The sequence below is a fragment of the Streptomyces sp. NPDC059092 genome (assembly GCF_042756365.1).
Classification (GTDB): domain Bacteria; phylum Actinomycetota; class Actinomycetes; order Streptomycetales; family Streptomycetaceae; genus Streptomyces.
Map to the genome: position 1 here is coordinate 62,228 of NZ_JBHZEJ010000024.1, position 19,441 is coordinate 81,668.

16 protein-coding genes and 3 pseudogenes are annotated in these 19,441 nt (G+C 70.2%); 9 read left to right on the forward strand and 10 right to left on the reverse strand.

What is annotated here, in order from left to right; all coding sequences use genetic code 11:
- Positions 1-244: 244 nt before the first annotated feature.
- Positions 245-1,348 (reverse strand): hypothetical protein, encoded by a 1,104-nt coding sequence (locus ACFXPL_RS16680; RefSeq protein ID WP_384919071.1) that lies wholly within the window; start codon positions 1,346-1,348, stop codon positions 245-247.
- A 90-nt stretch (positions 1,349-1,438) separates the two neighbouring features.
- Here ACFXPL_RS16680 and ACFXPL_RS16685 point away from each other — a divergent pair, with 90 nt between their 5' ends.
- Entirely contained in the window at positions 1,439-2,599 is a 1,161-nt protein-coding gene (locus ACFXPL_RS16685) for a cystathionine gamma-synthase (RefSeq protein ID WP_384919073.1), read from the forward strand.
- A gap of 19 nt (positions 2,600-2,618) precedes the next feature.
- Here ACFXPL_RS16685 and ACFXPL_RS16690 read toward each other — a convergent pair whose 3' ends face one another.
- The 3 genes and pseudogenes from ACFXPL_RS16690 to ACFXPL_RS16700 form a co-directional block, all read right to left on the reverse strand.
- Entirely contained in the window at positions 2,619-2,870 is a 252-nt protein-coding gene (locus tag ACFXPL_RS16690; protein ID WP_384919076.1) for a hypothetical protein, read from the reverse strand.
- Positions 2,867-3,370 (reverse strand): sigma factor-like helix-turn-helix DNA-binding protein, encoded by a 504-nt coding sequence (locus ACFXPL_RS16695; RefSeq protein ID WP_384919078.1) that lies wholly within the window; start codon positions 3,368-3,370, stop codon positions 2,867-2,869. The genes ACFXPL_RS16690 and ACFXPL_RS16695 overlap by 4 nt, the downstream gene beginning before the upstream one ends.
- Before the next feature lie 178 nt (positions 3,371-3,548).
- A pseudogene (locus ACFXPL_RS16700) lies at positions 3,549-4,067 on the reverse strand (MarR family winged helix-turn-helix transcriptional regulator); the annotation flags it as partial.
- Positions 4,068-4,323: 256 nt separating this feature from the next.
- Between ACFXPL_RS16700 and ilvA the strand changes: the two are divergent.
- On the forward strand, positions 4,324-5,556 hold the full coding sequence (ilvA, locus tag ACFXPL_RS16705) for a threonine ammonia-lyase (protein ID WP_384919081.1): 1,233 nt from the start codon (positions 4,324-4,326) through the stop codon (positions 5,554-5,556).
- A gap of 156 nt (positions 5,557-5,712) precedes the next feature.
- Here the strand turns inward: ilvA and greA are convergent, their stop codons facing one another.
- On the reverse strand, positions 5,713-6,210 hold the full coding sequence (gene greA / locus ACFXPL_RS16710; protein WP_384919084.1) for a transcription elongation factor GreA: 498 nt from the start codon (positions 6,208-6,210) through the stop codon (positions 5,713-5,715).
- Positions 6,211-6,494: 284 nt separating this feature from the next.
- Positions 6,495-6,902, reverse strand: a complete 408-nt coding sequence (locus ACFXPL_RS16715; RefSeq protein ID WP_384919087.1) for a DUF4307 domain-containing protein — start codon at positions 6,900-6,902, stop codon at positions 6,495-6,497.
- 97 nt (positions 6,903-6,999) lie between these two features.
- Between ACFXPL_RS16715 and mca the strand changes: the two genes are divergently transcribed.
- Both mca and ACFXPL_RS16725 read left to right on the forward strand, forming a co-directional pair.
- Complete coding sequence (mca, locus tag ACFXPL_RS16720) at positions 7,000-7,881, forward strand: mycothiol conjugate amidase Mca (protein ID WP_384919089.1); 882 nt, start codon at positions 7,000-7,002, stop codon at positions 7,879-7,881.
- Entirely contained in the window at positions 7,874-8,125 is a 252-nt protein-coding gene (locus ACFXPL_RS16725) for a hypothetical protein (protein WP_384919092.1), read from the forward strand. The genes mca and ACFXPL_RS16725 overlap by 8 nt, the downstream gene beginning before the upstream one ends.
- 134 nt (positions 8,126-8,259) lie before the next feature.
- On the opposite strand, the gene ACFXPL_RS16730 is transcribed toward ACFXPL_RS16725, so the two are convergent.
- Positions 8,260-11,502 carry a tetratricopeptide repeat protein gene (locus ACFXPL_RS16730; protein ID WP_384919094.1) on the reverse strand — a complete coding sequence of 1,081 codons (3,243 nt, stop codon included), beginning with the start codon at positions 11,500-11,502 and terminating at the stop codon, positions 8,260-8,262.
- Positions 11,503-11,681: 179 nt separating this feature from the next.
- Between ACFXPL_RS16730 and ACFXPL_RS16735 the strand changes: the two genes are divergently transcribed.
- The 4 genes from ACFXPL_RS16735 to ACFXPL_RS16750 all read left to right on the forward strand — a co-directional run bounded on the left by ACFXPL_RS16735 (position 11,682) and on the right by ACFXPL_RS16750 (position 15,771).
- Positions 11,682-12,161: a nitroreductase family deazaflavin-dependent oxidoreductase gene (locus tag ACFXPL_RS16735; protein ID WP_384919097.1), complete on the forward strand. Its 480-nt coding sequence runs from the start codon at positions 11,682-11,684 to the stop codon at positions 12,159-12,161.
- A 147-nt stretch (positions 12,162-12,308) separates the two neighbouring features.
- Complete coding sequence (locus tag ACFXPL_RS16740) at positions 12,309-12,740, forward strand: hypothetical protein (protein WP_384919100.1); 432 nt, start codon at positions 12,309-12,311, stop codon at positions 12,738-12,740.
- Between the two features lie 6 nt (positions 12,741-12,746).
- Positions 12,747-15,077 (forward strand): hypothetical protein, encoded by a 2,331-nt coding sequence (locus tag ACFXPL_RS16745; RefSeq protein ID WP_384919103.1) that lies wholly within the window; start codon positions 12,747-12,749, stop codon positions 15,075-15,077.
- A gap of 172 nt (positions 15,078-15,249) precedes the next feature.
- Entirely contained in the window at positions 15,250-15,771 is a 522-nt protein-coding gene (locus ACFXPL_RS16750; RefSeq protein WP_384919106.1) for a hypothetical protein, read from the forward strand.
- Positions 15,772-16,027: 256 nt separating this feature from the next.
- Here the strand turns inward: ACFXPL_RS16750 and ACFXPL_RS16755 are convergent.
- Together ACFXPL_RS16755 and ACFXPL_RS16760 are read right to left on the reverse strand one after the other, a co-directional pair.
- Positions 16,028-16,184: pseudogene (locus tag ACFXPL_RS16755) on the reverse strand (IS982 family transposase); the annotation flags it as partial.
- A gap of 25 nt (positions 16,185-16,209) precedes the next feature.
- The gene (locus ACFXPL_RS16760; protein WP_384919110.1) at positions 16,210-16,968 is read right to left on the reverse strand and encodes an AraC family transcriptional regulator; all 759 of its coding nucleotides are present in this window, start codon (positions 16,966-16,968) and stop codon (positions 16,210-16,212) included.
- A 55-nt stretch (positions 16,969-17,023) separates the two neighbouring features.
- Between ACFXPL_RS16760 and ACFXPL_RS16765 the strand changes: the two genes are divergently transcribed.
- Positions 17,024-18,385 carry an MFS transporter gene (locus tag ACFXPL_RS16765; protein ID WP_384919113.1) on the forward strand — a complete coding sequence of 454 codons (1,362 nt, stop codon included), beginning with the start codon at positions 17,024-17,026 and terminating at the stop codon, positions 18,383-18,385.
- On the opposite strand, the pseudogene ACFXPL_RS16770 reads toward ACFXPL_RS16765, so the two are convergent.
- Positions 18,339-18,963 (reverse strand): annotated as a pseudogene (locus ACFXPL_RS16770) (IS5 family transposase); the annotation flags it as partial. The gene ACFXPL_RS16765 and the pseudogene ACFXPL_RS16770 sit on opposite strands and share 47 nt — an antisense overlap.
- Between the last annotated feature and the right edge of the window lie 478 nt (positions 18,964-19,441).

A 19,441-nucleotide genomic window follows, 5' to 3' on the forward strand; every position in this document is an offset into this window, starting at 1 on the left:
GACATGCGGCATGGACATGGGGCAGGGAAATGACCATGAACGCGCGGTGGGGGGAAGGTGATCATCCCGCATCGCCTACCGGCGCGGCAACACAGATCCCGTGCCGTTCAACGTAGTTGGGAAAATGGGGGGGCTGGTGGGGGTGGGCCGGGGCACCGGCGCCGGCCCCCGCCTCGACGTCCGGAGTGCCGGCCCCCCGCCCTCGGCCCCCGGAATGTCGGCCCCCCGCGCCCCCGGCGGCCCGTCAGCGCGCGATCGTCGCCGGGCTGCCGCCGTTCGCCTCGTAGCCCGCCACCGCCAGCGCCCGGTACACCGTGTACTGCGCCGCCGGGTCCGCGTCGTGCGTCCACGGGAGGGCGCCCACGTGGCCGTCCACCTGGACGAGCTGGTTCATCGCCTCCGCCCAGCGTTCGCACCGTACGAGGAAGAGGATCAGCAGGTGCCGTACGTGCGAGAGCATCGGGTCGTCCTGCCGCGCCGCGTGGACCGCGAAGAGCGCGCCCTCTACCGCCTTCGTCACCACCGCGCTCTCGTAGAAGCCGCGCACCAGGTTGACCTCGGGAAGGTGCTCGTACACCGCGAAGAGCGGCAGCGCCGCCAGCAGCGAGCCCTGCGGGGCGCGGGCCGCCGCGGCCGTGGCGAACTCGTCGGCCTCGTCGCGCGAGCCGTGCCACTTCTCGCACGCGTAGTGCAGCGCCGCCAGATGCGCCCCCATGTGCGCCGGAGCGCGGTCGATCACCTTCGCCCAGAGCAGGTCGAACTCCTCACGCGGGTAGCCGAGCCCGCGCGCCACCGCCAGCTCCACGATGTACGGCACCGGGTCGCCCGGCGCCAGCAGCGCCGCCTGGCCGCAGACCGTACGCGCCTCCTCCAGGATGATCCGGAAGTCGTCCGTCCCCGCGGCCGACGAGCGCCACGCCTGCTGCACCAGGAACTCCGCGTGCACCGCCGCCCCGCCCGCGTCCTTCGGCGACTCCGAGCGCCACGCCCGCAGCCACGCGCCCCCGACCCCGGGCCGCTGCTGGAGCTCCAGCGAGGCCGCCCCCGCGAACGCCTGCACCCGCTGCCAGCGCACCTCGCCGCCCTTGTCCGTCCCGGCGAGGAGCTGCGCGGCGGCGCGCCAGTCCTGGGTCCCCTGGACGACGTCGAGGACGTCGAGGAGGTCCTGGTCGGGGCCCGGCATCCGGATGTCCAGCTCCTCCTGCCGTACGAAGCCGTACGCGGCCGGGTCGGCGGCGTCCGGTGAACCGGGCGCGACCTGGCGGATACCGCCGCCGCGGCGCCGTACGTACGGGGCGATGACCGCGGCCAGCAGGCCCATCGCGAGCAGGACCCAGAGAATCTCCATGCGTCCATTGTCCCGGACGCCGTCCGGTACGGAATCACCCGTGGCCGTGTACGGAACGGGCGCGGGCCGCGCGGCGCTACCCTCGGGCCCATGAGCCACGAGCACTCCAACGACCAGCATCGTTTCGAGACCCTCGCCATCCACGCGGGGAACACCGCCGACCCCCTCACCGGGGCGGTCGTACCGCCGATCTACCAGGTGTCCACGTACAAGCAGGACGGGGTGGGCGGCCTGCGCGGCGGTTACGAGTACAGCCGCAGCGCCAACCCCACCCGTACCGCCCTGGAGGAGAACCTCACGGCCCTGGAGGGCGGCCTGCGCGGGCTCGCCTTCGCGTCCGGGCTCGCCGCCGAGGACTGCCTGCTCCGTACGCTGCTGGCCCCCGGCGACCATGTCGTCATCCCCGACGACGCCTACGGCGGCACCTTCCGGCTCTTCGCGAAGGTCGTCTCCCGCTGGGGCGTGGACTTCTCGGTCGCGGACACCTCCGACCCGGCGGCCGTACAGGCCGCGCTGACCCCCCGCACCAAGGTGATCTGGGTCGAGACCCCCTCCAACCCGCTCCTCAACATCACCGACATCGCGGCCCTCGCGGCCATCGCGCGCACGACCAGGGCGAAGCTCGTCGTCGACAACACCTTCGCCAGCCCGTACCTCCAGCAGCCCCTCGCGCTCGGCGCGGACGTCGTCGTCCACTCGACGACCAAGTACATGGGCGGGCACTCGGACGTCGTCGGCGGCGCGCTGATCGTCGAGGACGAGGCGCTGGGCGACGAGTTGGCGTACCACCAGAACGCCATGGGCGCCGTCGCCGGGCCGTTCGACGCCTGGCTCGTGCTGCGCGGCATCAAGACGCTCGCCGTCCGCATGGACCGGCACTGCGAGAACGCCACGCGCGTCGCGGAGATGCTCGCCGGTCACCCGCGCGTCTCCCAGGTCCTCTACCCGGGGCTGCCCGACCACCCCGGCCACGAGATCGCCGCCAAGCAGATGAAGGCGTTCGGCGGGATGATCTCGTTCCGGGTCACGGACGGCGAGGAGGCGGCGGTCGGCGTCTGCGACCGCGCGAAGCTCTTCACGCTGGGGGAGTCCCTGGGCGGCGTCGAGTCGCTGATCGAGCACCCGGGCCGGATGACGCACGCCTCGGCTGCGGGTTCGCCGCTGGAGGTGCCCGCCGACCTGGTCCGGCTCTCCGTGGGGATCGAGTCGGGCGACGACCTGCTGGCCGATCTCCGGCAGGCCCTCGGGTAACAGCACCTCGGACCGGCGCTCACCAGCCTTCCAGCGGGGGCGTCGTCGTCGCGGGCGGCGGCACCCACGGGTGTACGACCCACGCCCACACGGTGAAGACGACCACCGCCGCCAGCAGCACCGTCCAGACCACCCGGCGCGCGACCCGGCGCCTGCGCAGCACCCGCTCGCCGCGCCGGGCCGCCCTCGGGACGAGATCGGCGGGTACGGCCGGACGCGGCAGGTCCAGCAGCCGCCGTATCTCCGCCTCCTTGCGGTTCGTCCCGCTCATGGGCGGGCCTCGCCGGGGACCGGAGCTCCTGCGGCTGTCTGCCGCAGCGTCGCCATCGCGCGGGCGCAGAGCGCGCGGGCCCGGTCCTCGGGGAGGCCGAGCAGGGACGCGGTCTGCTCCTCGGTGAGGCCCTCGTACAGCCGCAGCACGAGGACCAGCCGCTCCCGCGCGCCGAGCCCGCGCAGCAGCCCGCCCTCCTCCGGGGCGCTCCCGGAGGCGGTGCGCCGGTCCGCCCGGCGGACGCGCCACGCCTCGTCGGCGAAGCGCAGGGCCAGTTCCCGGCGGGTGTGGTCGTACGGGTCCTCGTCGTGCAGGTGGTCCCACTGCGCGTACGTACGGGCCAGCGCGGCGACCAGCAGGCGCTGCGCCCGTGGCGTCGCCGTGGGCGGCTCGGCCGTCAGCAGCGCGGCGGTGTGCAGCAGCCGGCCGGCCGCGCCCGCAGCGTAGACCTCGAACTCCCGGGCACGGCGGCGATCCGTGGTCGCCCGCCGCTCTCGCACGACCTCATATCAGGCCAGGGGGACCGCCCGGGTCAAGAGGGCATCAGGAGCCGGTGTTCCCGTCCGCCTCCGGCTTCGACGGCTCTGACGACTCCGGTCGCTCCGACAGCTCCGACGACTTCGGCGGCTCGTCCTCCGGGTTCGCCGCCGGCTCCGCGTCCGCGCCCGGCTGCTCGCCGGCCGGCAGCCGCGCCGCCCGGGAGGCGAACGCGCCGTTGAGGCGGGTGAGCAGGGTGGTGAAGGAGTCCCGCTCGTCCTCCGTCCAGTCCGCCGTGACCTGGGCCATCAGCGCGCGCCGCGAGGAGCGCACCTCGTCGAGCTTGGCCAGCCCGCGCGCCGAGAGCTGGAGCACGACCGCACGGCCGTCCTCCGGGTGCGAGGTGCGCTTGACCAGACCGGTGTCGACCAGCGGCGCGACCTGCCGGGTGACGGTCGAGGAGTCGATGCCCATCCCGGCGGCCAGCGCCTTGACGCCCATCGGGCCTTCCTGGTCGAGCCGGTTGAGCAGCAGATACGCGGCGCGGTCCATCGAGTTGCGGACCTGGCCGACACCGCCGAGCCGGGTCTGTTCGGCCCGCCGGGCGAAGACGGCCACCTGGTGCTGGAGGGCATCGAGGAGGGCGGCGTCGTCCGATGGGTCGACGGTCCGCTCCCGGGAAGCCGACGCAGCGGAAGTCATGTCCTGAATGGGGGGCATGGCTGGAGGCTCTTTCGTACGGGGGTCGTGTGGTGGTGGACAGAGTACGCGGCCGGGCTCCGCACCGTACCGGCCCTGTGGAAACCGGGTGGAGAAGAAGTGCGCGGGGCGTGCGCGGGTGTATCGCTTCCCCTGCCTCTGCCTCACGCACTCCCTCCCGCGCTCCGCGTCCCCCGCCCGCACGCCCGGCAGGGGCCGGGCCCGGGGCCCGCGCCCGTACGCCGCACCGCCCCGCGTGAGCTGCGAGACTTGCCGCATGAGCTTCGGTACGTCCCGCCCCTCTCCCCACTCCCTGATGCTCGACGACATCCGAGGGGCCCAGAAGATGCTCTCCGGTGTCGCGCGGACGACCGCCATGGAAGGCAGCAGACACCTCACCGCGCTGGTCGGCGCCCCGGTCCTGCTCAAGTGCGAGAACCTTCAGCGCACCGGCTCCTTCAAGCTGCGCGGGGCGTACGTACGGATCGCCGGTCTCTCCCCGGAGGAGCGCGCGGCGGGCGTCGTCGCGGCCAGCGCCGGGAACCACGCCCAGGGCGTCGCCCTCGCCTCCACCCTGCTCGGTGTCCGATCGACGGTCTTCATGCCGGTCGGCGCGCCCCTGCCCAAGGTGGCGGCGACCCGCGACTACGGCGCCGAGGTACGGCTGCACGGCCAGGTCGTCGACGAGACCCTGGCCGCCGCCCAGGAGTACGCGCACGATACCGGCGCGGTCTTCATCCACCCCTTCGACCACCCGGACATCATCGCCGGGCAGGGCACCGTCGGGCTGGAGATCCTGGAGCAGTGCCCCGAGGTACGGACCATCGTCGTCGGGATCGGCGGCGGCGGTCTCGCGGCCGGAATCGCCGTCGCCGTGAAGGCGCTGCGTCCCGACATCCGGCTGATCGGCGTACAGGCGGCCGGGGCCGCCGCGTACCCGCCCTCGCTGCGCGCGGGCCGGCCGGTGACCGTCGAATCGCCCCACACGATGGCCGACGGGATCAAGGTGGGACGGCCGGGCGACATCCCCTTCCGGATCGTGGAGGAGCTGGTCGACGAGGTGCGCACGGTCTCCGAGGACGAGCTGTCCAGCGCCCTGCTGCTCTGCCTGGAACGGGCCAAGCTCGTCGTCGAACCGGCGGGCGCGAGCCCGGTGGCCGCGCTGCTCAGCGACCCGGAGGCGTTCCGAGGACCGGTCGTCGCGGTGCTGTCGGGCGGCAATGTGGACCCGGTGCTGATGCAGCGCATCCTGCGCCACGGCATGGCGGCGGCGGGCCGCTATCTGAGCCTGCGGCTGCGGGTCACGGACCGCCCCGGCGCGCTCGCCACGATGCTCGGCGTGCTGTCGGTGGCCGACGCCAACGTCCTGGACGTGAGCCATGTACGGACGGACCCGCGGCTCGGGCTGACGGAGGCGGACGTCGAGGTGCACCTGGAGACGAAGGGGCCCGCGCACTGCGCGGACGTCGCGACGGCGCTGCGCGAGGCCGGGTACACGATCCTCGGCTGAGAGGCCGGGTACACGATCCTCGGCTGAGCACGCGCCGTACCGCCCCGCGATCGGAGCGTGCCGGGGGATGCGGAAGGGCCGGTGTGTCCGACGGTATGCCGGGCACACCGGCCCTTTCAGGCAGGCGTTCAAGCAGAGGTGAGCGTGCGCGCGGGCTCAGGCCTGGTACGGCGTGGCCTCAAGGATCTTCACCTTGGCCTTGTTGCCGTTCGGGAGCTCGTACTCAGCGCTCTCACCGATCTTCTTGCCGTTCACCCCGCTGCCCAGCGGGGACTGCGGCGAGTACGTCTCGATGTCGGAGCTGGCGTACTCGCGCGAGGCGAGCAGGAAGTCCAGCGTGTCGTCCGGGTCGCCGTCGAAGGCGATCGTCACGACCATGCCGGGGGCCACCACACCACTGGCCGCGGGCGCCTCGCCGACCTTCGCGCTCTCCAGGAGCTGGGTGAGCTGGCGGACGCGCAGCTCCTGCTTGCCCTGCTCCTCCTTGGCCGCGTGGTACCCGCCGTTCTCCCGCAGGTCGCCCTCCTCGCGGGCAGCAGCGATCTTCGTGGAGATCTCCGTGCGCGCGGGACCAGACAGGTACTCCAGCTCGGCCTTGAGCTGGTTGTACGCCTCCTGGGTGAGCCAGGTGACGTTTTCGCTGGTCTGGGTCACTGGTGCTCCTCGTAGGTGCTGGGGATACAAAGCAACGCCCTACCCAGAAGCATGTGCCGTCTCGGGTGGGCGAAACCACGAGCCTAACAATTTCGTGGCGCGAGGGGGAGGACAATTGCCGTCAGATATGGATCGGCGCAGGTCAGCGCCGAGATCCACCGCGATGCGCGGCGGGTCTCCGCAGCGGCCCCGGGGCGGTCGGCCGTCCGCCCGGTGGCCCGGACGCTCGTCCGTGCGCCCGGTGGCCCGGACCCGCCCTGCGGCCCGTCGGGCCGGCCGTCCGGTCAGTCGGACGTGCAGTCCACCAGTTCCGTACTGGTCGCGCTCTCCGTCGTACGGATCGTGACCACCTCGTCGATCCGGGTCTCACCCGGCCCGAAGCGCACGTCCTTGCGGCCCACTTCCCCGAAGCTCTCCGCCAGCGAGCGCAGCGTGCAGCTTCCGCTCGCGTCCCGGTCCTTGCGGACCTCCAGGTGCGCCTCGACCTCGGTCGCGGAAATCCGCTTGAACTTGATCAGCTCACCGGAGACACTCCGGTCGATCACGTAGTGGTAGCCGTACCAGCCGAGCAGGGCCACCAGCACTCCGCCGAGCACCACGCCCAGGCGGCGCAGCCGCCGGTCCGCGCGCGCGTCCCCGTCCCCGGAGCGGCCGTACCGCCCTGCGGGAAGCTCTTCGCGCACCGCAGCCATGATCGTTCCTCTCGGGCGGGGACAGCCGGAATTTCCGTCCCCCGATATCCGTCACTATAGAAGCCGACCCAAGCGCCACATCACTGAGGATCGAGTCTTGACTGAGCAGCTACGGCTGATGGCCGTTCACGCCCACCCCGACGACGAGTCGAGCAAGGGCGCGGCCACCATGGCCAAGTACGTGTCCGAGGGGGTGGACGTGCTGGTCGTGACCTGCACGGGAGGCGAGCGCGGCTCCATCCTCAACCCCAAGCTCCAGGGTGACGCCTATATCGAGGCGAACATCCACGAAGTACGCAAGAAGGAGATGGACGAGGCCCGGGAGATCCTCGGCGTCCAGCAGGAATGGCTCGGGTTCGTCGACTCCGGGCTGCCCGAGGGAGACCCGCTGCCGCCGCTGCCCGAGGGCTGCTTCGGGCTGGTGGACCCGCAGGAGGCGGCGGGCCGGCTCGTCCGGTCGATCCGTGAGTTCCGGCCGCAGGTCATCACCACGTACGACGAGAACGGGGGCTACCCGCACCCCGACCACATCATGACGCACACCATTTCGATGATCGCGTTCGATGGGGCGACGGACAAGGAGAAGTTCCCCGAGGAGGACTTCGGCCCGGTCTGGCAGCCCGAGAAGCTCTACTACAACCAGGGCTTCAACCGGCCGCGTACGGTCGCGCTCCACGAGGCGCTGCTCACCCGCGGCATGGAGTCCCCGTACGGCGAGTGGCTGGAGCGGTGGAAGCAGATCCAGCGGGTGGAGCGGACGCTGACCACGTTCATCCCCTGCGCGGACTTCTTCGAGATCCGCGACAAGGCGCTGATCGCGCACGCCACGCAGATCGACCCGGAAGGCGGCTGGTTCCGCATCCCGATGGAGCTCCAGCGGGAGATCTGGCCCACCGAGGAGTACGAACTGGCGAAGTCGCTCGTCGATACGTCCCTCCCCGAGAGCGACCTCTTCGCGGGCATCCGCGACAATGCCTGATATGTATGCGACCCAGGCAATGACCCAGCTCGTTCCTCTCGCCCAGGAGCTGGACCAGAACAAGGTGACGCCCGGCGTGCTCGGGTTCATCGTGTTCGCGGTGATGGCGGGCGGCGTGTGGCTGCTGATGAAGTCGATGACCCGCCACATGGGCAAGGTCGACTTCGAGGAGGCCCCGGAGCGCGAGCCGAAGGCGCCCACCGGACAGCGGTCACCCGCGTCACCCGCCTCGCACGGCGAGTAACGGGCGGTAGCGGTAGCGGTACGGGGTGGGTCCGCGCGGTCCGAAGGACGGCCGCCCCCTCAGGAGGGGAGCGGCCGGTCCTCGCGCGCTCCGTACCCGTACGGGGCAGGCACGTACGGGCATGGCGGGCTTCGTCAGGCGGGCGTGACCTCCACCGGCACGCCCATCACCTCGCGCGCGTGCCGGTTCGGCACCATGCCGAGGTCCCACGCCTGCCAGCCGTCCTCCAGCCGTACGCCCCGGCCCAGCATCACCGCGAACGTGGCCAGCGAGTCCGCCAGCTTCCCGTCCCGCGCCGGGTGGACCGCCGCGGCCAGCTCCGCCAGCTCCTGTTCGGCGACCGCCGAGCCCACCTCCGTACCGCCCGCCGAGCCGTACGGCAGCAGCGTGCAGCGCAGGAAGCGCGACCAGTCCGCGCCGCGGTGGTCGCCGTACGACGTGAAGAGCGCCGTCGCCTCGTCGCACAGCGCCAGCGCCTGGGCCGCGCGGTTGTTGCCCGCGTCGACGACGGCCAGTTCCAGACACGTCCACGCCTCGCCGTGCGCCACCCCGATCCGCCGGAAGTCCGCGCGGGCGTCGACCAGGAGCTGCCGGGCGAACCCCGAGTTGCGGAGGTTGCCGGTCTGCGCGGCGCGCTGGTCACGGGTGACCCGGCCCGAGTGGTGCCGGGCGCAGGCCAGCCCGTACACGTCACGCATCCGCGAGAACATCGTGCGGGCCCGCTCCAGCTCCCGTACCGCCTCGTCGCGGTCGCCGCCCTCCTCCAGCGCCTGGCCCAGGTAGTACAGGGTCCACGCCTCACCGCGCGCGTCCTCGTTGTCCCGGTGACTGGCCAGCGCCTCGCGCAACTGCTCGACCGCCTCCGCCTGTTCACCCTCCACCAGCCGCGCCCGCGCCAACTGGGTCGTCGCCCACGCCTCGCCCCGGCCGTCCCGAGTCCGCCCGTACAGCTCCAGCGCCGCGCGCAACTCGCCCTCCGCGCGCGCCACATCACCGATCCGCAGGAACAACTGGCCGAACTGGAAGTGTGCCCACGCCTCGCCGTGCACCGACTCGCTCTCGCGGTGCAGCTCCAGCGCCGACGTGAGCATCCCGAGCGCCTCCTCCAGACCGCCGCGGTCCCGCTCCACCGCCGCCAGCGCGTGCAGCGTCCAGCCGCGGTCACCCGCCAGCGCCGCCGTCTCCTGGAGCGCCAGCGCCTCGCGCAGCCTCGCCGCCGCCTCCGTCAGATTGCCCTGGTGGTGCAGGGTGATGCCCAGCGAACAGAGCGCGCGGGCCGCGCCCGCCTCGTGCTGCGCCTCCTGGTAGAGGCCCACCACGGAGGTCAGGGTCGTGCGCGCCTTGTCCAGCTCGCCGAGCTGCCGGGCGGCGATGCCCGTACGCCACTGGACCGAGCGCACCAGCAGCCCCTGGTCCACCGCCTGCGTCAACTCGTTGATCTCGCCCAGCCGGTAGAGGTCGCCCCGCAGCAGGCAGTAGTCGCAGAGCGCGCCCAGCAGATTGAGCACCGCCTGCTGATCCACACCCTCCGCGTGCCGCAGCGTCGCCGTGATGAAGCTCGACTCGTCGTCCAGCCAGCGCAGCGCCGCGTCCAGCGACGAGAAACCGTGCGCGCCCGCCGCGCTCCTGAAGAGGTCCGCGCGCGTGGACGTCTTGCCGTCGACCAGCCGGATCACGGAGTCGGCCAGCTCACCGTAGTTACGGATCAGCCGCTCCTGCGCCGCCGTACGCTCCTCCGCGGGCTCCTCGTCGCGCAGCCGCGCGTGCACGAAGGTCCGTACGACATCGTGCAGCCGGTAGCGGCTGCCCCGCACATGCTCGACCAGACCGGCCCGCGCCAGCGCCGCCAGCAGCCGCCCGGCCTCCTGCTCGTCCGTCGCCAGCAGCGCCGCGCCGGCGCCCACGCCCAGCGAGGCGCGCCCCGCCAGCGCGAGCCGCCGCAGCAGCCGGCGGGCCTGGTCGTTCTGATCGGTGTAGCGCAGCCACAGGGCGCGCTCGACGGGCCCCACCGGGCCGTACGCGTCGAGGTCCGCGGCCAGTCGGTGCGCGGTCCGACCGTCACCGAGCGAGGAGCCGGCGATGCGCAGGGCCAGCGGCAGGCCGCCGCACAACTCCCTTACCCGGTCGGCCGACTGGGCGTCGTACGGCGCCCCTCCCGCCTCCTGCTCCGCTCCGGCGGCGGCGCGCAGCAGCTCATCGGCGCCCGCCCCGTCCAGCGCCTCGACGGGCAACTGATGTACCCAGGCAGGGACATCGGCCGACAGCTCGACAGGCTGCCGCGCCGTCACCAGCACCAGGCTGTCGGAGCGCTCCGGTACGAGGGTGCGCACCTGCTCGGGGTCGGAGGCGTCGTCCAGGATCACCGTCACCGGCAGACCCGTCAGTTGCTGGTGGTACAACTCGCCCAGCCGCCGCACCTGTTGCTCGGGCGAGGCCCCCTCGCGGAACAGCAGCTGCTCGCGCGGCGCGCCCAGCCGGTTCAGCAGGTGCAGCAGCGCGTCACGCGTCGACAGCGGCGCCTCCAGGGTGCCGCCGCCGCGCAGATCGACCAGGCAGGCGCCCCGGAACTGGTCCCTGAGCTGGTGCGCGGCCCGTACGGCCAGCTCCGTGCGGCCGGCCCCGGGGGCGCCGTACAGCACGACGACCGTCGGCTTCGTCTCCGTCGACGCCCGGGCGGCGTGCACCCACTGCGCGATCTTCGCCAGCTCGGCCCTGCGCCCCGCGAACGGCCCAGCGGGCTCCGGGAGATGGCCGAACGACTGCTCCAGTACGGTACGGCGGCGGGCGGCGGCGCTGCGGTCCCCGCCCCGCAACTGCGGTACGACGGAGGACTTCTTGGCGCTGCGGCGCGTCGCGGACACCAGCACCCGCTGCTGGTCGAGGAACGGCCGGATGCCCCGGACCTCCAGCGCCGTCAGCCACTGGAGCCGCAACTGTTCCGCGCCGCCCGGCTGTCCGGCCGCGCCGGCTCTGCGGTGCGCGGCCGGCCAGTGCGAGGCGGTCACCTTGGCGACGGTGGTCGCGGCCCCGGCCACGGCGACGACGGCGCCCGCGCCGAGGGCGATCCCGGTCGCCGTCCCCAGCGCGACATCGGCGCCGACGGCGGCCACGGCGGCGACGGACGTGACCAGGACGGGCGTGCTGATGTTCTGCCGGCTGAACCGCTGGGACAGCGGCGTCTCCTGCGCCTGCGCGGCGTCCAGGGCCTGCGTGTACGCGGCGTACTCCTCGGCCGCCCCGGCGGCCATCGCGTCCAGGGCCCCGCGCCCGCGCGCCAGCAGCGCGTTCCCGTCGGTCCGCCCGCCGGAGCGCCGTACCTCTTCCTCCACGGCGCGTACCAACAGCCTCTCGGCCTCGGCCCGGTGGCTTTCCCGCATATGCGTCCCCCTCCGAGAGCATGGTGAGTGCACATTGTCCTGCGGACGGGGCCCGATGGCGAGTAGTGCCTGTCGTTCGGCTGTTCGCCGGCCCCGTACAGGAATGATTGCCTCCGTCTCGTGCGTTCCCCCGGACGAGGACTCTTTCGACAGCACCCGACAGCATGGAGATGGACAGCATGCCCCTCAAAGGCGAGTACGAGCCGAGCGTTCAGCAGTTGGTCCGCGACCAGGTGGAGCTGTACGAGAGCTCCGGTGGCACGCAAGGCACGACGCTGGAATCCCTGGTCGGCCCGGACGACGCGAAGCGCCGCGACCTGCCCGTCATCGTCCTGACCACGCTGGGCGCGAAGAGCGGCAAGATCCGCAAGTCCCCGCTGATGCGCGTGGAGCACGACGGCGCGTACGCCGTGGTCGCCTCCCTGGGCGGCGCCCCCAAGCACCCGGTCTGGTACTTCAACATCCTGGCCGACCCGAGGGTGGAGCTCCAGGACGGCCCGGTGCGCCAGGACATGGTGGCCCGCGAGGTGACGGGCGACGAGAAGGACCTGTGGTGGGCCCGCGCGGTGGAGGCGTTCCCGGACTACGCCGACTACCAGAAGAAGACGGACCGCGTGATCCCGCTCTTCGTCCTGGAGCCGGCGGCCGAGGAACACTGACCGGCCTTCGAACCGTACGGCGTGCCCTCCGCCCTCCGCCTGCCGCGGAGGGCGCGCCCGGCACCATGGGCGCCTGTCACTCCGAGAACCTGATCGAATACCGTGTGTCCTCACAGGCCGGCGGGCAGACGGGCAGGGGGAGGGACCGTGACGTTCGACCAGGAGTGGGCGGAGCTTCGCGGACAGGCGGCGGAGCGGGCGCACACCCGGCTCAACACCGTGACATCACCAGGCAGCGGCGGCAGCGCGGCCGACAGCGATCTCAGCGTGAACCGCGACGACCTGGGCGCGATCGGCCACGACGCCTACGAACTGCGCACCCGGCTCACCCGCGACGGGGACCACGCCCGGCCCGCGACGTTCGACGCGGCGATCGCCCTCACCAACGAGAGCTTCGCGAGCGGCTCGGCGCTCCTGAAGGTCCACGACCGGTGGAACACGCAGTTGCGCACCCTGCTCGACGCCTGCGCCCAGGTCTCGAACCACCTCAACTACACGCGGGCCGCGCACGCGAACGACGATGTCCGGATCGCCGGGGACCTGATGTCCGTCTCCAAGCTCAACCAGTACATGAAGTGAGCGCGCGTGCCCGAGCTGACGTACGAGAACATCATCGGCCTGCCTCTGGGCAAGCTCAAGACCGCGGTCGACGACTGGTCGGACATGATCGCGAAGCTGGACAGACTGGCGGAGGCCGCCGACGACGGCATGAGGACGAAGGCCGACAAGGCCGACTGGGCGGGCGTCAACGCGGGGGTCACCAAGGCGTTCATCAGTAGGACCGCGAAGGAGTTCGGCGACGCGGCCAAGGAGGCCAAGGGCGTCAAAGCCGTCCTCGACGACGCGTACACGGTCTTCAAGAAGGCGCAGGACGAGCTGACCGGCATCAGGGACGAAGAGGGCCCCAAGGCGAACGTCCACGTCGACGCCCGCGGCAAGGTGACCGCGCGCATGCCGGTGCAGCGGGACGTCAGCGCGCGCACCGACAGCAACTTCGCGGAACTGCAACGCAAGGAGAAGGCCGCCCTCGCCGAGTGGCAGGCCCGGATCGACGACATCGTCGAGCGGTGCGAGGTCACGGACGATTCGCTGCGGAGGGCTCTCGAAGCGAATGTCTCCGAGGACCACAACTTCGGCGCCCCGAAGTACGGCAGCCTGGAACACGAGGCGGCGGCCCGCGCCTCCGCACTGGCGGACAAGGGAACCGCGCTCACGCACCCCGAGTTGCAGGAGCAGAACGAGATCCTGCGCCAGTACGGCAGTTCACCCGAGTTCGCCACCCGATTCTACGAGAAGCTCGGCCCGGAGAAGTCCCTCGAATTCTTCGGCCAGCTCTCGACCGACACGTACGGCGACTACGGCAAGCTCGACAAACAGCGACTGAAGGACATCCAGGAACTCCAGCAGAACCTTGGCCTCACCCTGGCATCGGCCTCCCAGGACAAGGCGTTCACCACCGAATGGGGCCCGGAGCTACGCAAACTGGGCACCCAGCAGATCCCGCTCACACCGTACGGTGGCACCCCGCCGTACGGTTACCAGCTGCTGGGCGGGATCATGCGCTACGGGAACTACGACCCCAAGTTCCTCAACCCGATCGCCGAGCACGTGGCGCAGCTGCACCAGAAGAAGCCGGATTTCTTCGCGAGCTCGAAGCCGATGGGCGGCCAGTTCGAGAACCAGTACAACCCGTCGGGCGTGAACGGCTCCGGGTACGACCCCATGGTGTCGATGCTGGAGGCGCTGGGGCACAGCCCGGAGGCGTCGAAGGAGTTCTTCACGGCGGATCCGACGGCGTACAACGAGGACGGGACGGTCGGGGACGGGGAGGCGGACCTTGGCGAGAAGAAAGCCGAGCATCCCATCGAAACGTATCTCGATTTCTTTGCGAACGAGAAGTATGATTCTTTCCCGGACGTTGAAACAGTCGATCCGGGTGAAACCGAGAAGGCGCGAAACTTCCTGCCGGATGCGCTGGGGCATGCGCTTGAATCCGCGACCCTCGGATATGCGTGGGACGAACCGGATGTGAACGTTGTCCGTGACGAAAAAAATGCTGAGATCATGGGGACGGTTGTCGGAACGTACGCAGAGGATGCGGCACTCCTCAAAAAACAGGAAGCCTTGTCGGACAGCCTGGGGCGTATGGGTGCCGGATACGTCAATGACATCGACTGGGCGCTCAACAAGTCGAGGGGAGACACTTTCTTCGCGCAGAGCGATTACCCTGGCGCGCATGCCAGCCTCAGTCGGGAGCAGGCCCGTGGATTCCTCAGCGTCCTGGGGCAGCATCCGGATGCGTACGCGACCATGACGACTGCCCAACGGGTCTACACCACAAGCCTGTTGGATGCCCAGGTGGGCGAGAACGGTCAAGTCGACGGGGAGCGTGCCTGCATCGCGGTCTCGACCGGAGCCCAAGTCCAAGGACATCTGGATGAGGCGCGCGCGGCCCAGGTCGATGCCGAGGGAGTGAAGAAGCACGAGGAGTACACGGAAGCACAGGAGGCGGATTCCGCGTGGGTCTCCTTCGGCGCGAGCGCGGCGATCGGTGGAGCTGTCGCGTTCCTCCCGCCCGTCGCCGCTGTCGGTGCGGCGGCCGTTCTCATTCCGCTTGCGACGGATACGGCCACAGGGGCCCTTGAAGAATTCGTGTCGCAGTCCATCAGTGACTGGTCCGGAAAATCTTTGGATGAAAAAATTGAGAAGCTCGATGACCTGACATATGCGCAGAGGGTCGAAGTGTACCGTGCAGGTGAATCGAGCGCAGAAGCCCCGATGGAGAGTTTTATGATGCGGCAGGGAATTGGATGGGATGAGAATCTTGCCAGAGAAATGAGAGATTCTGTACAGAATGGTTATTCTGTGGGTAACACGAGGGAACAGCAACAGGGTAACCGGTCGGAGACCGGATGAAACGGGGAGGCGGCTGATTGTGTCCTGTGTGAGGACGCTTAATATTCTCGGAATTTCGCTTCTGCTCTGCATGGGGCTCTCCGCGTGCGGAGGTGAGGGTGAGGAGGAAGAAGTCCCCCTCTCTGTAGGTGAATTGTGTGACGGTGTATTTTCCGGTGACAGTGCGCGGGCCGTGGAGTCCGTGTTCCCCGTCGCGAAGTTCCGCCCCGGGGGGCTGAACGGGAAGAAGAGGACTTCCGAAGAAATCAAGGAGAATTACGAGAAGGGTGATGAGTTCGCGGGCAGCAACTTCTGTCAAATCGTAGGGACGGAGCGGCCGGGCCCGCTGGTGAAATTGAGTTTCGGGTTTTACGAACCCCTTGACATTGAAGATGCCGGGATTTCATTCAACGAGAATGTCTACGGAATGCCGGCGCGTTCCGTGGCCGCATCGGACAGTGCTTACCTCTATTTCGAGTGCGCCAGTCCGCGGCTCGACGGTTCGGATGAACAGGCCGCCCTGATCGTGGGGAGGCTGAGGTATGAGCGAAAAACGGCAGAGGGGACGCTCGCCCAGCGCGACGCCAATATGACCATCCTGCACGCGGCCACCCTCGCCGTGGCGAAAAAGCTGGAATGCGAGAACGACGGCGGCCTCCCGGCGAAGGCCGACCTCCGGGTCCTGGAGGCTTCCAACTCCGACAAGGAGCAGTGAGAAGCGAGGGCCGCTGCGGCCGGCCAGGGCTCCGCGTCGTCACACCGGCCACGCCCCGACGAAATCCCCCGGGCCCCGGACCAGGTCGACCCCGCCCGCCCCGGTGATCCCCGTCGTTCCGCCGAGGGTCGCGACGACCAGGCCTGTGGAGATCGGTGCTTCTACCGGCAAAGCCGGTGACGTTCATCAGGGCTCCCGTGATAGGTAGAATTCATCTACATAGATACATTCCATCTAAATGATCGATTCCAGGGGATCAGTGGTCATAGGCGGTCAGTGAGCGCGGGACGGGCTGTCCGGTGTGATCGTTGTGCCGGATCGCGGCGGTTATTGCGAGGATTCGCTGCATGACGCGGGCGATTGACACCGCCGGGGGTGCGTCCTCGGTGCTGTTCGAGGTCGAGTTGGCCTTTGGCTCACGAAGCCTGGCCTGGGAATTCACCCACCGGGTGCGATGCGATAGGTTCCCGGTGTCTGGCCCATGGTGCGGCTGAACGTGTCGATGAACGCACTGGTCGTGGCCCATCCGCACTGGCGTCCCGTTTCACTGACGCTTGCTCCTTCCGCCAGCAGCACCATGGCGTGAAACACCCGGACGTTGGTCCTCCACTGTGGATAGGTCATGCCGAACTCGCTCCTGAACAGCCGGGCCAGGGTGCGCTCGCTCACGCCGATGCTCCGCGCGAGCCAGGCGGCAGTCCGCGGCTGCCGCAGATCGCCGGCCACCAGCGCGCACGCCTGCCGCAGCAGGGAGTTGTTGGGGGTGGGCAGCGTCAATGGCTCCACAAGGGCTCGCCGCAGCCGGTCCCGCAGGACGGCGCGCAGGTGGCGTGCCTCCTGCTGCGGGAGGGACGGTTCACTGCACGCGATGATCAGTTCGCGCACCAGGTTGTCCACGGCCACAACGACCGGCGCCCGGGACCTCAGCAGGACGTCGTGGGCGGCGAAGCCGAGCGTGTGCACGGAGCTGTGCCCGTGCACCCGGTGCTGATGCCAGATGCCCGCCGGAATCCACACGGCGCGCGCCCTGGACGCGACCCAGGATGCCTCGCCCGTCTGCACCGCCAGCACACCGGCGCTGACGTAGAGAAGCTGGTGATAGCCATGCTGGTGGCGGCCGATGGCCTCACCCGCGAGGTGGGCATGCGTGGTGTCCCTGGGCTCCGCCGTCTCCTCCGTCTGACTGTTTTCCGACATACGACGGCAGAATAACGGAAGCGGTACACCGCGCGGTCCTGCCAGCGTGGTGACCATGCCCACGACATCCCACACCCCGCGCGATCGTCCTCCCACGGCCCCGCCCGCACTGAAGGCCCGGCTGGTCTCCGGTCTGCGCGGTATCGCCCTCGACACCCGCCCGCTGGCGCACCCTGTCTTCCGCCGCCTGCTGATCGGGCAGGGCGCGGCATACATCGGGACCATGGTCACCGGCGTCACTATCCCGGTACAGGTGTACGCGCTGACGCGGTCGTCGCTGATCGTGGGGCTGGCGGGGCTGGCCGGCCTCGTACCGCTCGTGGTCTTCGGCCTGTACGGCGGCGCCATCGCCGACCGGTTCGACCGCCGTACGCTCTACCTGGCATCGGCCTGCCTCACCTGGGCGATCACACTCGCCCTGCTGTTCCAGGCGCTCGCCGATCTGCGCTCGGTGCCCCTCATCCTCGCCCTCGTCGCTGTCCAGGCCGGCGCCTTCGCCGTGTCGTCCGCCGCCCGGGGCGCGATCATTCCCCGCATCGTTCCCACCCCGTTGGTACCCGCCGCGAACACGCTGTACTTCACCGTCGGCAATGTCGGGCAGGTCGCCGGGCCCCTTGTGGCGGGCCTCCTGATCTCGCTGCCGAACGGCTACTGCTGGGCCTACGGCGCCGACGCCGTGCTGTTCTCCGTCCTGCTGTACTCGGCCGTCAACCTGCCCCCGATCCTGCCGACCGGCTCGGGGGCCCGCACCGGCGGGCTGCGCTCGGTCTTCGACGGGCTGCGGTTCATCGCCGCCGCCCCCGTGCTCTGGATGTCCTTCGCGGTCGACATCGCGGCGATGACGCTGGCCATGCCGACCGCCCTGTTCCCGGAAGCGGCCCAGCTGCGCTTCGGCGGAGGAGTGGGACTGCTGTACTCGGCCATCGCCATCGGGTCGGTCGCAGCGGGGCTGTTCAGCGGATGGATCGGACGAGTGCGCCGCCAAGGCCGGGCGCTGGCGATCGCCGTCACCACCTGGGCGGCGGCCATCGCCCTCGCGGGCACCGTCCACCACCTCCTCGCGGCCGCGGCCCTGCTGGCCGCTGCCGGAGCGGCGGACCTCGTCAGCGCGGTCTACCGCGAGACGATTCTGCAGACCTACGCACCAGACGCCATGCGTGGCCGACTGCAAGGCGTCTTCACCGTCGTCGTCGCCGGCGGTCCGCGCCTCGGAGACCTACGTGCTGGCGCCATGGCCTCCGCCACCGGTCTCGGTGTCGCGTGGACAGGCAGTTCGCTGCTCTGCGTGATCGTTGTCATCGTCGGCGCACTGCTTGTCCGACCGTTCTGGCGCTACACCGTCACCCCGGCACAGCCGCCATCCCCGCCCACGCGTCGAGTTTGTCGAATCGGGTCGCGATCGCGCGGAACTGCTTGAGACGGGCGAAGCATCGTTCGACTACGTTGCGGTCGCGGTAGATGACCTTGTCGAACGTGGGCGGTCGGCCGCCGAGTGCCCCGCGTCGTCGGCGGTCGGCCGCCTGGTCTCGGCGCTCGGGGATCGTGGCGACGATGCCCCGGCGCCGCAGCAGGTGGTGGATCGCCTTGCTGGAGTACGTCTTGTCGCCCAGCACGCGTTCGGGCGTCGTGCGCGGGCGACCCCGTGCGGCGCGCGGGACGCGGATCCCGCATCGTTGACATTGCCGGGCGTGAGCACGAGCGACAGCGGCAGGCCCCGGCCGTCGACGGCGAGGTGGACCTTGGTGGTCAGTCCGCCTCGGGACCGGCCGAGGGCCTGGCGCCCCTGCGAGCCGCCCGGATCTTCCAGTTCGTCCCCGTCTGTGGCCCCCTTTTACGGGCGCCAGCCGCGTGCTGGTGAACCCGATTGATCGTGGAGTCGACCGAGACGGTCCATTCCACCCGGCCCACCGTGTCGTCGCGAACCTGGGCATGTTCCAGCAGCTTCGCCCAGGTTCCGTCCGCCTCTCAGCGGGCGAACCGCTCGTAGATGGTCTGCCGCGCCTGCCACAAGATCAATGATCGGAGTGCTCGGGATCGGACTCGCACGCGGGGTCTGCCACGAACCGGCTCAGTCGGTAGGTGGTCGGCTCAACAAGACGGCTACACAGCGTGTCGATCCGGATCATCGACCCGTCGATTCGTGCCTCCCGAAGACGGTGCAGATACACGCGCAACTCCGCCTTGTCCCGGGTCTCGCAGATCATTTCCCACCGCCCTGCCTCCAGCGCAGTGCGAGCAGCAAGCCGCTGCCTCCCGGCCTCTTGCCGCCGTTTCCTCTTCCCTTGCCCTTGCCCTGGCACCGGCCCAGAATCGCTGACCAGCGTCAGGACAGCAAGGCAACTGAACCGAGCAGTGATCATTTGTCGGACACGCCCTGGTCCCATGCGCGCAGCCGATCCCTTGGAATTGATCATCTAGGGCCTTGCTGGTTCCGGGCGAGCGAACCCGTTCGGGAAAACGTTCGAGGTCGTGG

Coding starts and splice junctions, on each gene's coding strand:
- ACFXPL_RS16680 (WP_384919071.1), bottom strand. CDS start 1,348: ATGGAGATTCTCTGGGTCCTGCTCGCGATGGGCCTGCTGGCCGCGGTC.
- ACFXPL_RS16685 (WP_384919073.1), top strand. CDS start 1,439: ATGAGCCACGAGCACTCCAACGACCAGCATCGTTTCGAGACCCTCGCC.
- ACFXPL_RS16690 (WP_384919076.1), bottom strand. CDS start 2,870: ATGAGCGGGACGAACCGCAAGGAGGCGGAGATACGGCGGCTGCTGGAC.
- ilvA (WP_384919081.1), top strand. CDS start 4,324: ATGAGCTTCGGTACGTCCCGCCCCTCTCCCCACTCCCTGATGCTCGAC.
- ACFXPL_RS16715 (WP_384919087.1), bottom strand. CDS start 6,902: ATGGCTGCGGTGCGCGAAGAGCTTCCCGCAGGGCGGTACGGCCGCTCC.
- ACFXPL_RS16725 (WP_384919092.1), top strand. CDS start 7,874: ATGCCTGATATGTATGCGACCCAGGCAATGACCCAGCTCGTTCCTCTC.
- ACFXPL_RS16730 (WP_384919094.1), bottom strand. CDS start 11,502: ATGCGGGAAAGCCACCGGGCCGAGGCCGAGAGGCTGTTGGTACGCGCC.
- ACFXPL_RS16735 (WP_384919097.1), top strand. CDS start 11,682: ATGCCCCTCAAAGGCGAGTACGAGCCGAGCGTTCAGCAGTTGGTCCGC.
- ACFXPL_RS16760 (WP_384919110.1), bottom strand. CDS start 16,968: ATGTCGGAAAACAGTCAGACGGAGGAGACGGCGGAGCCCAGGGACACC.
- ACFXPL_RS16765 (WP_384919113.1), top strand. CDS start 17,024: ATGCCCACGACATCCCACACCCCGCGCGATCGTCCTCCCACGGCCCCG.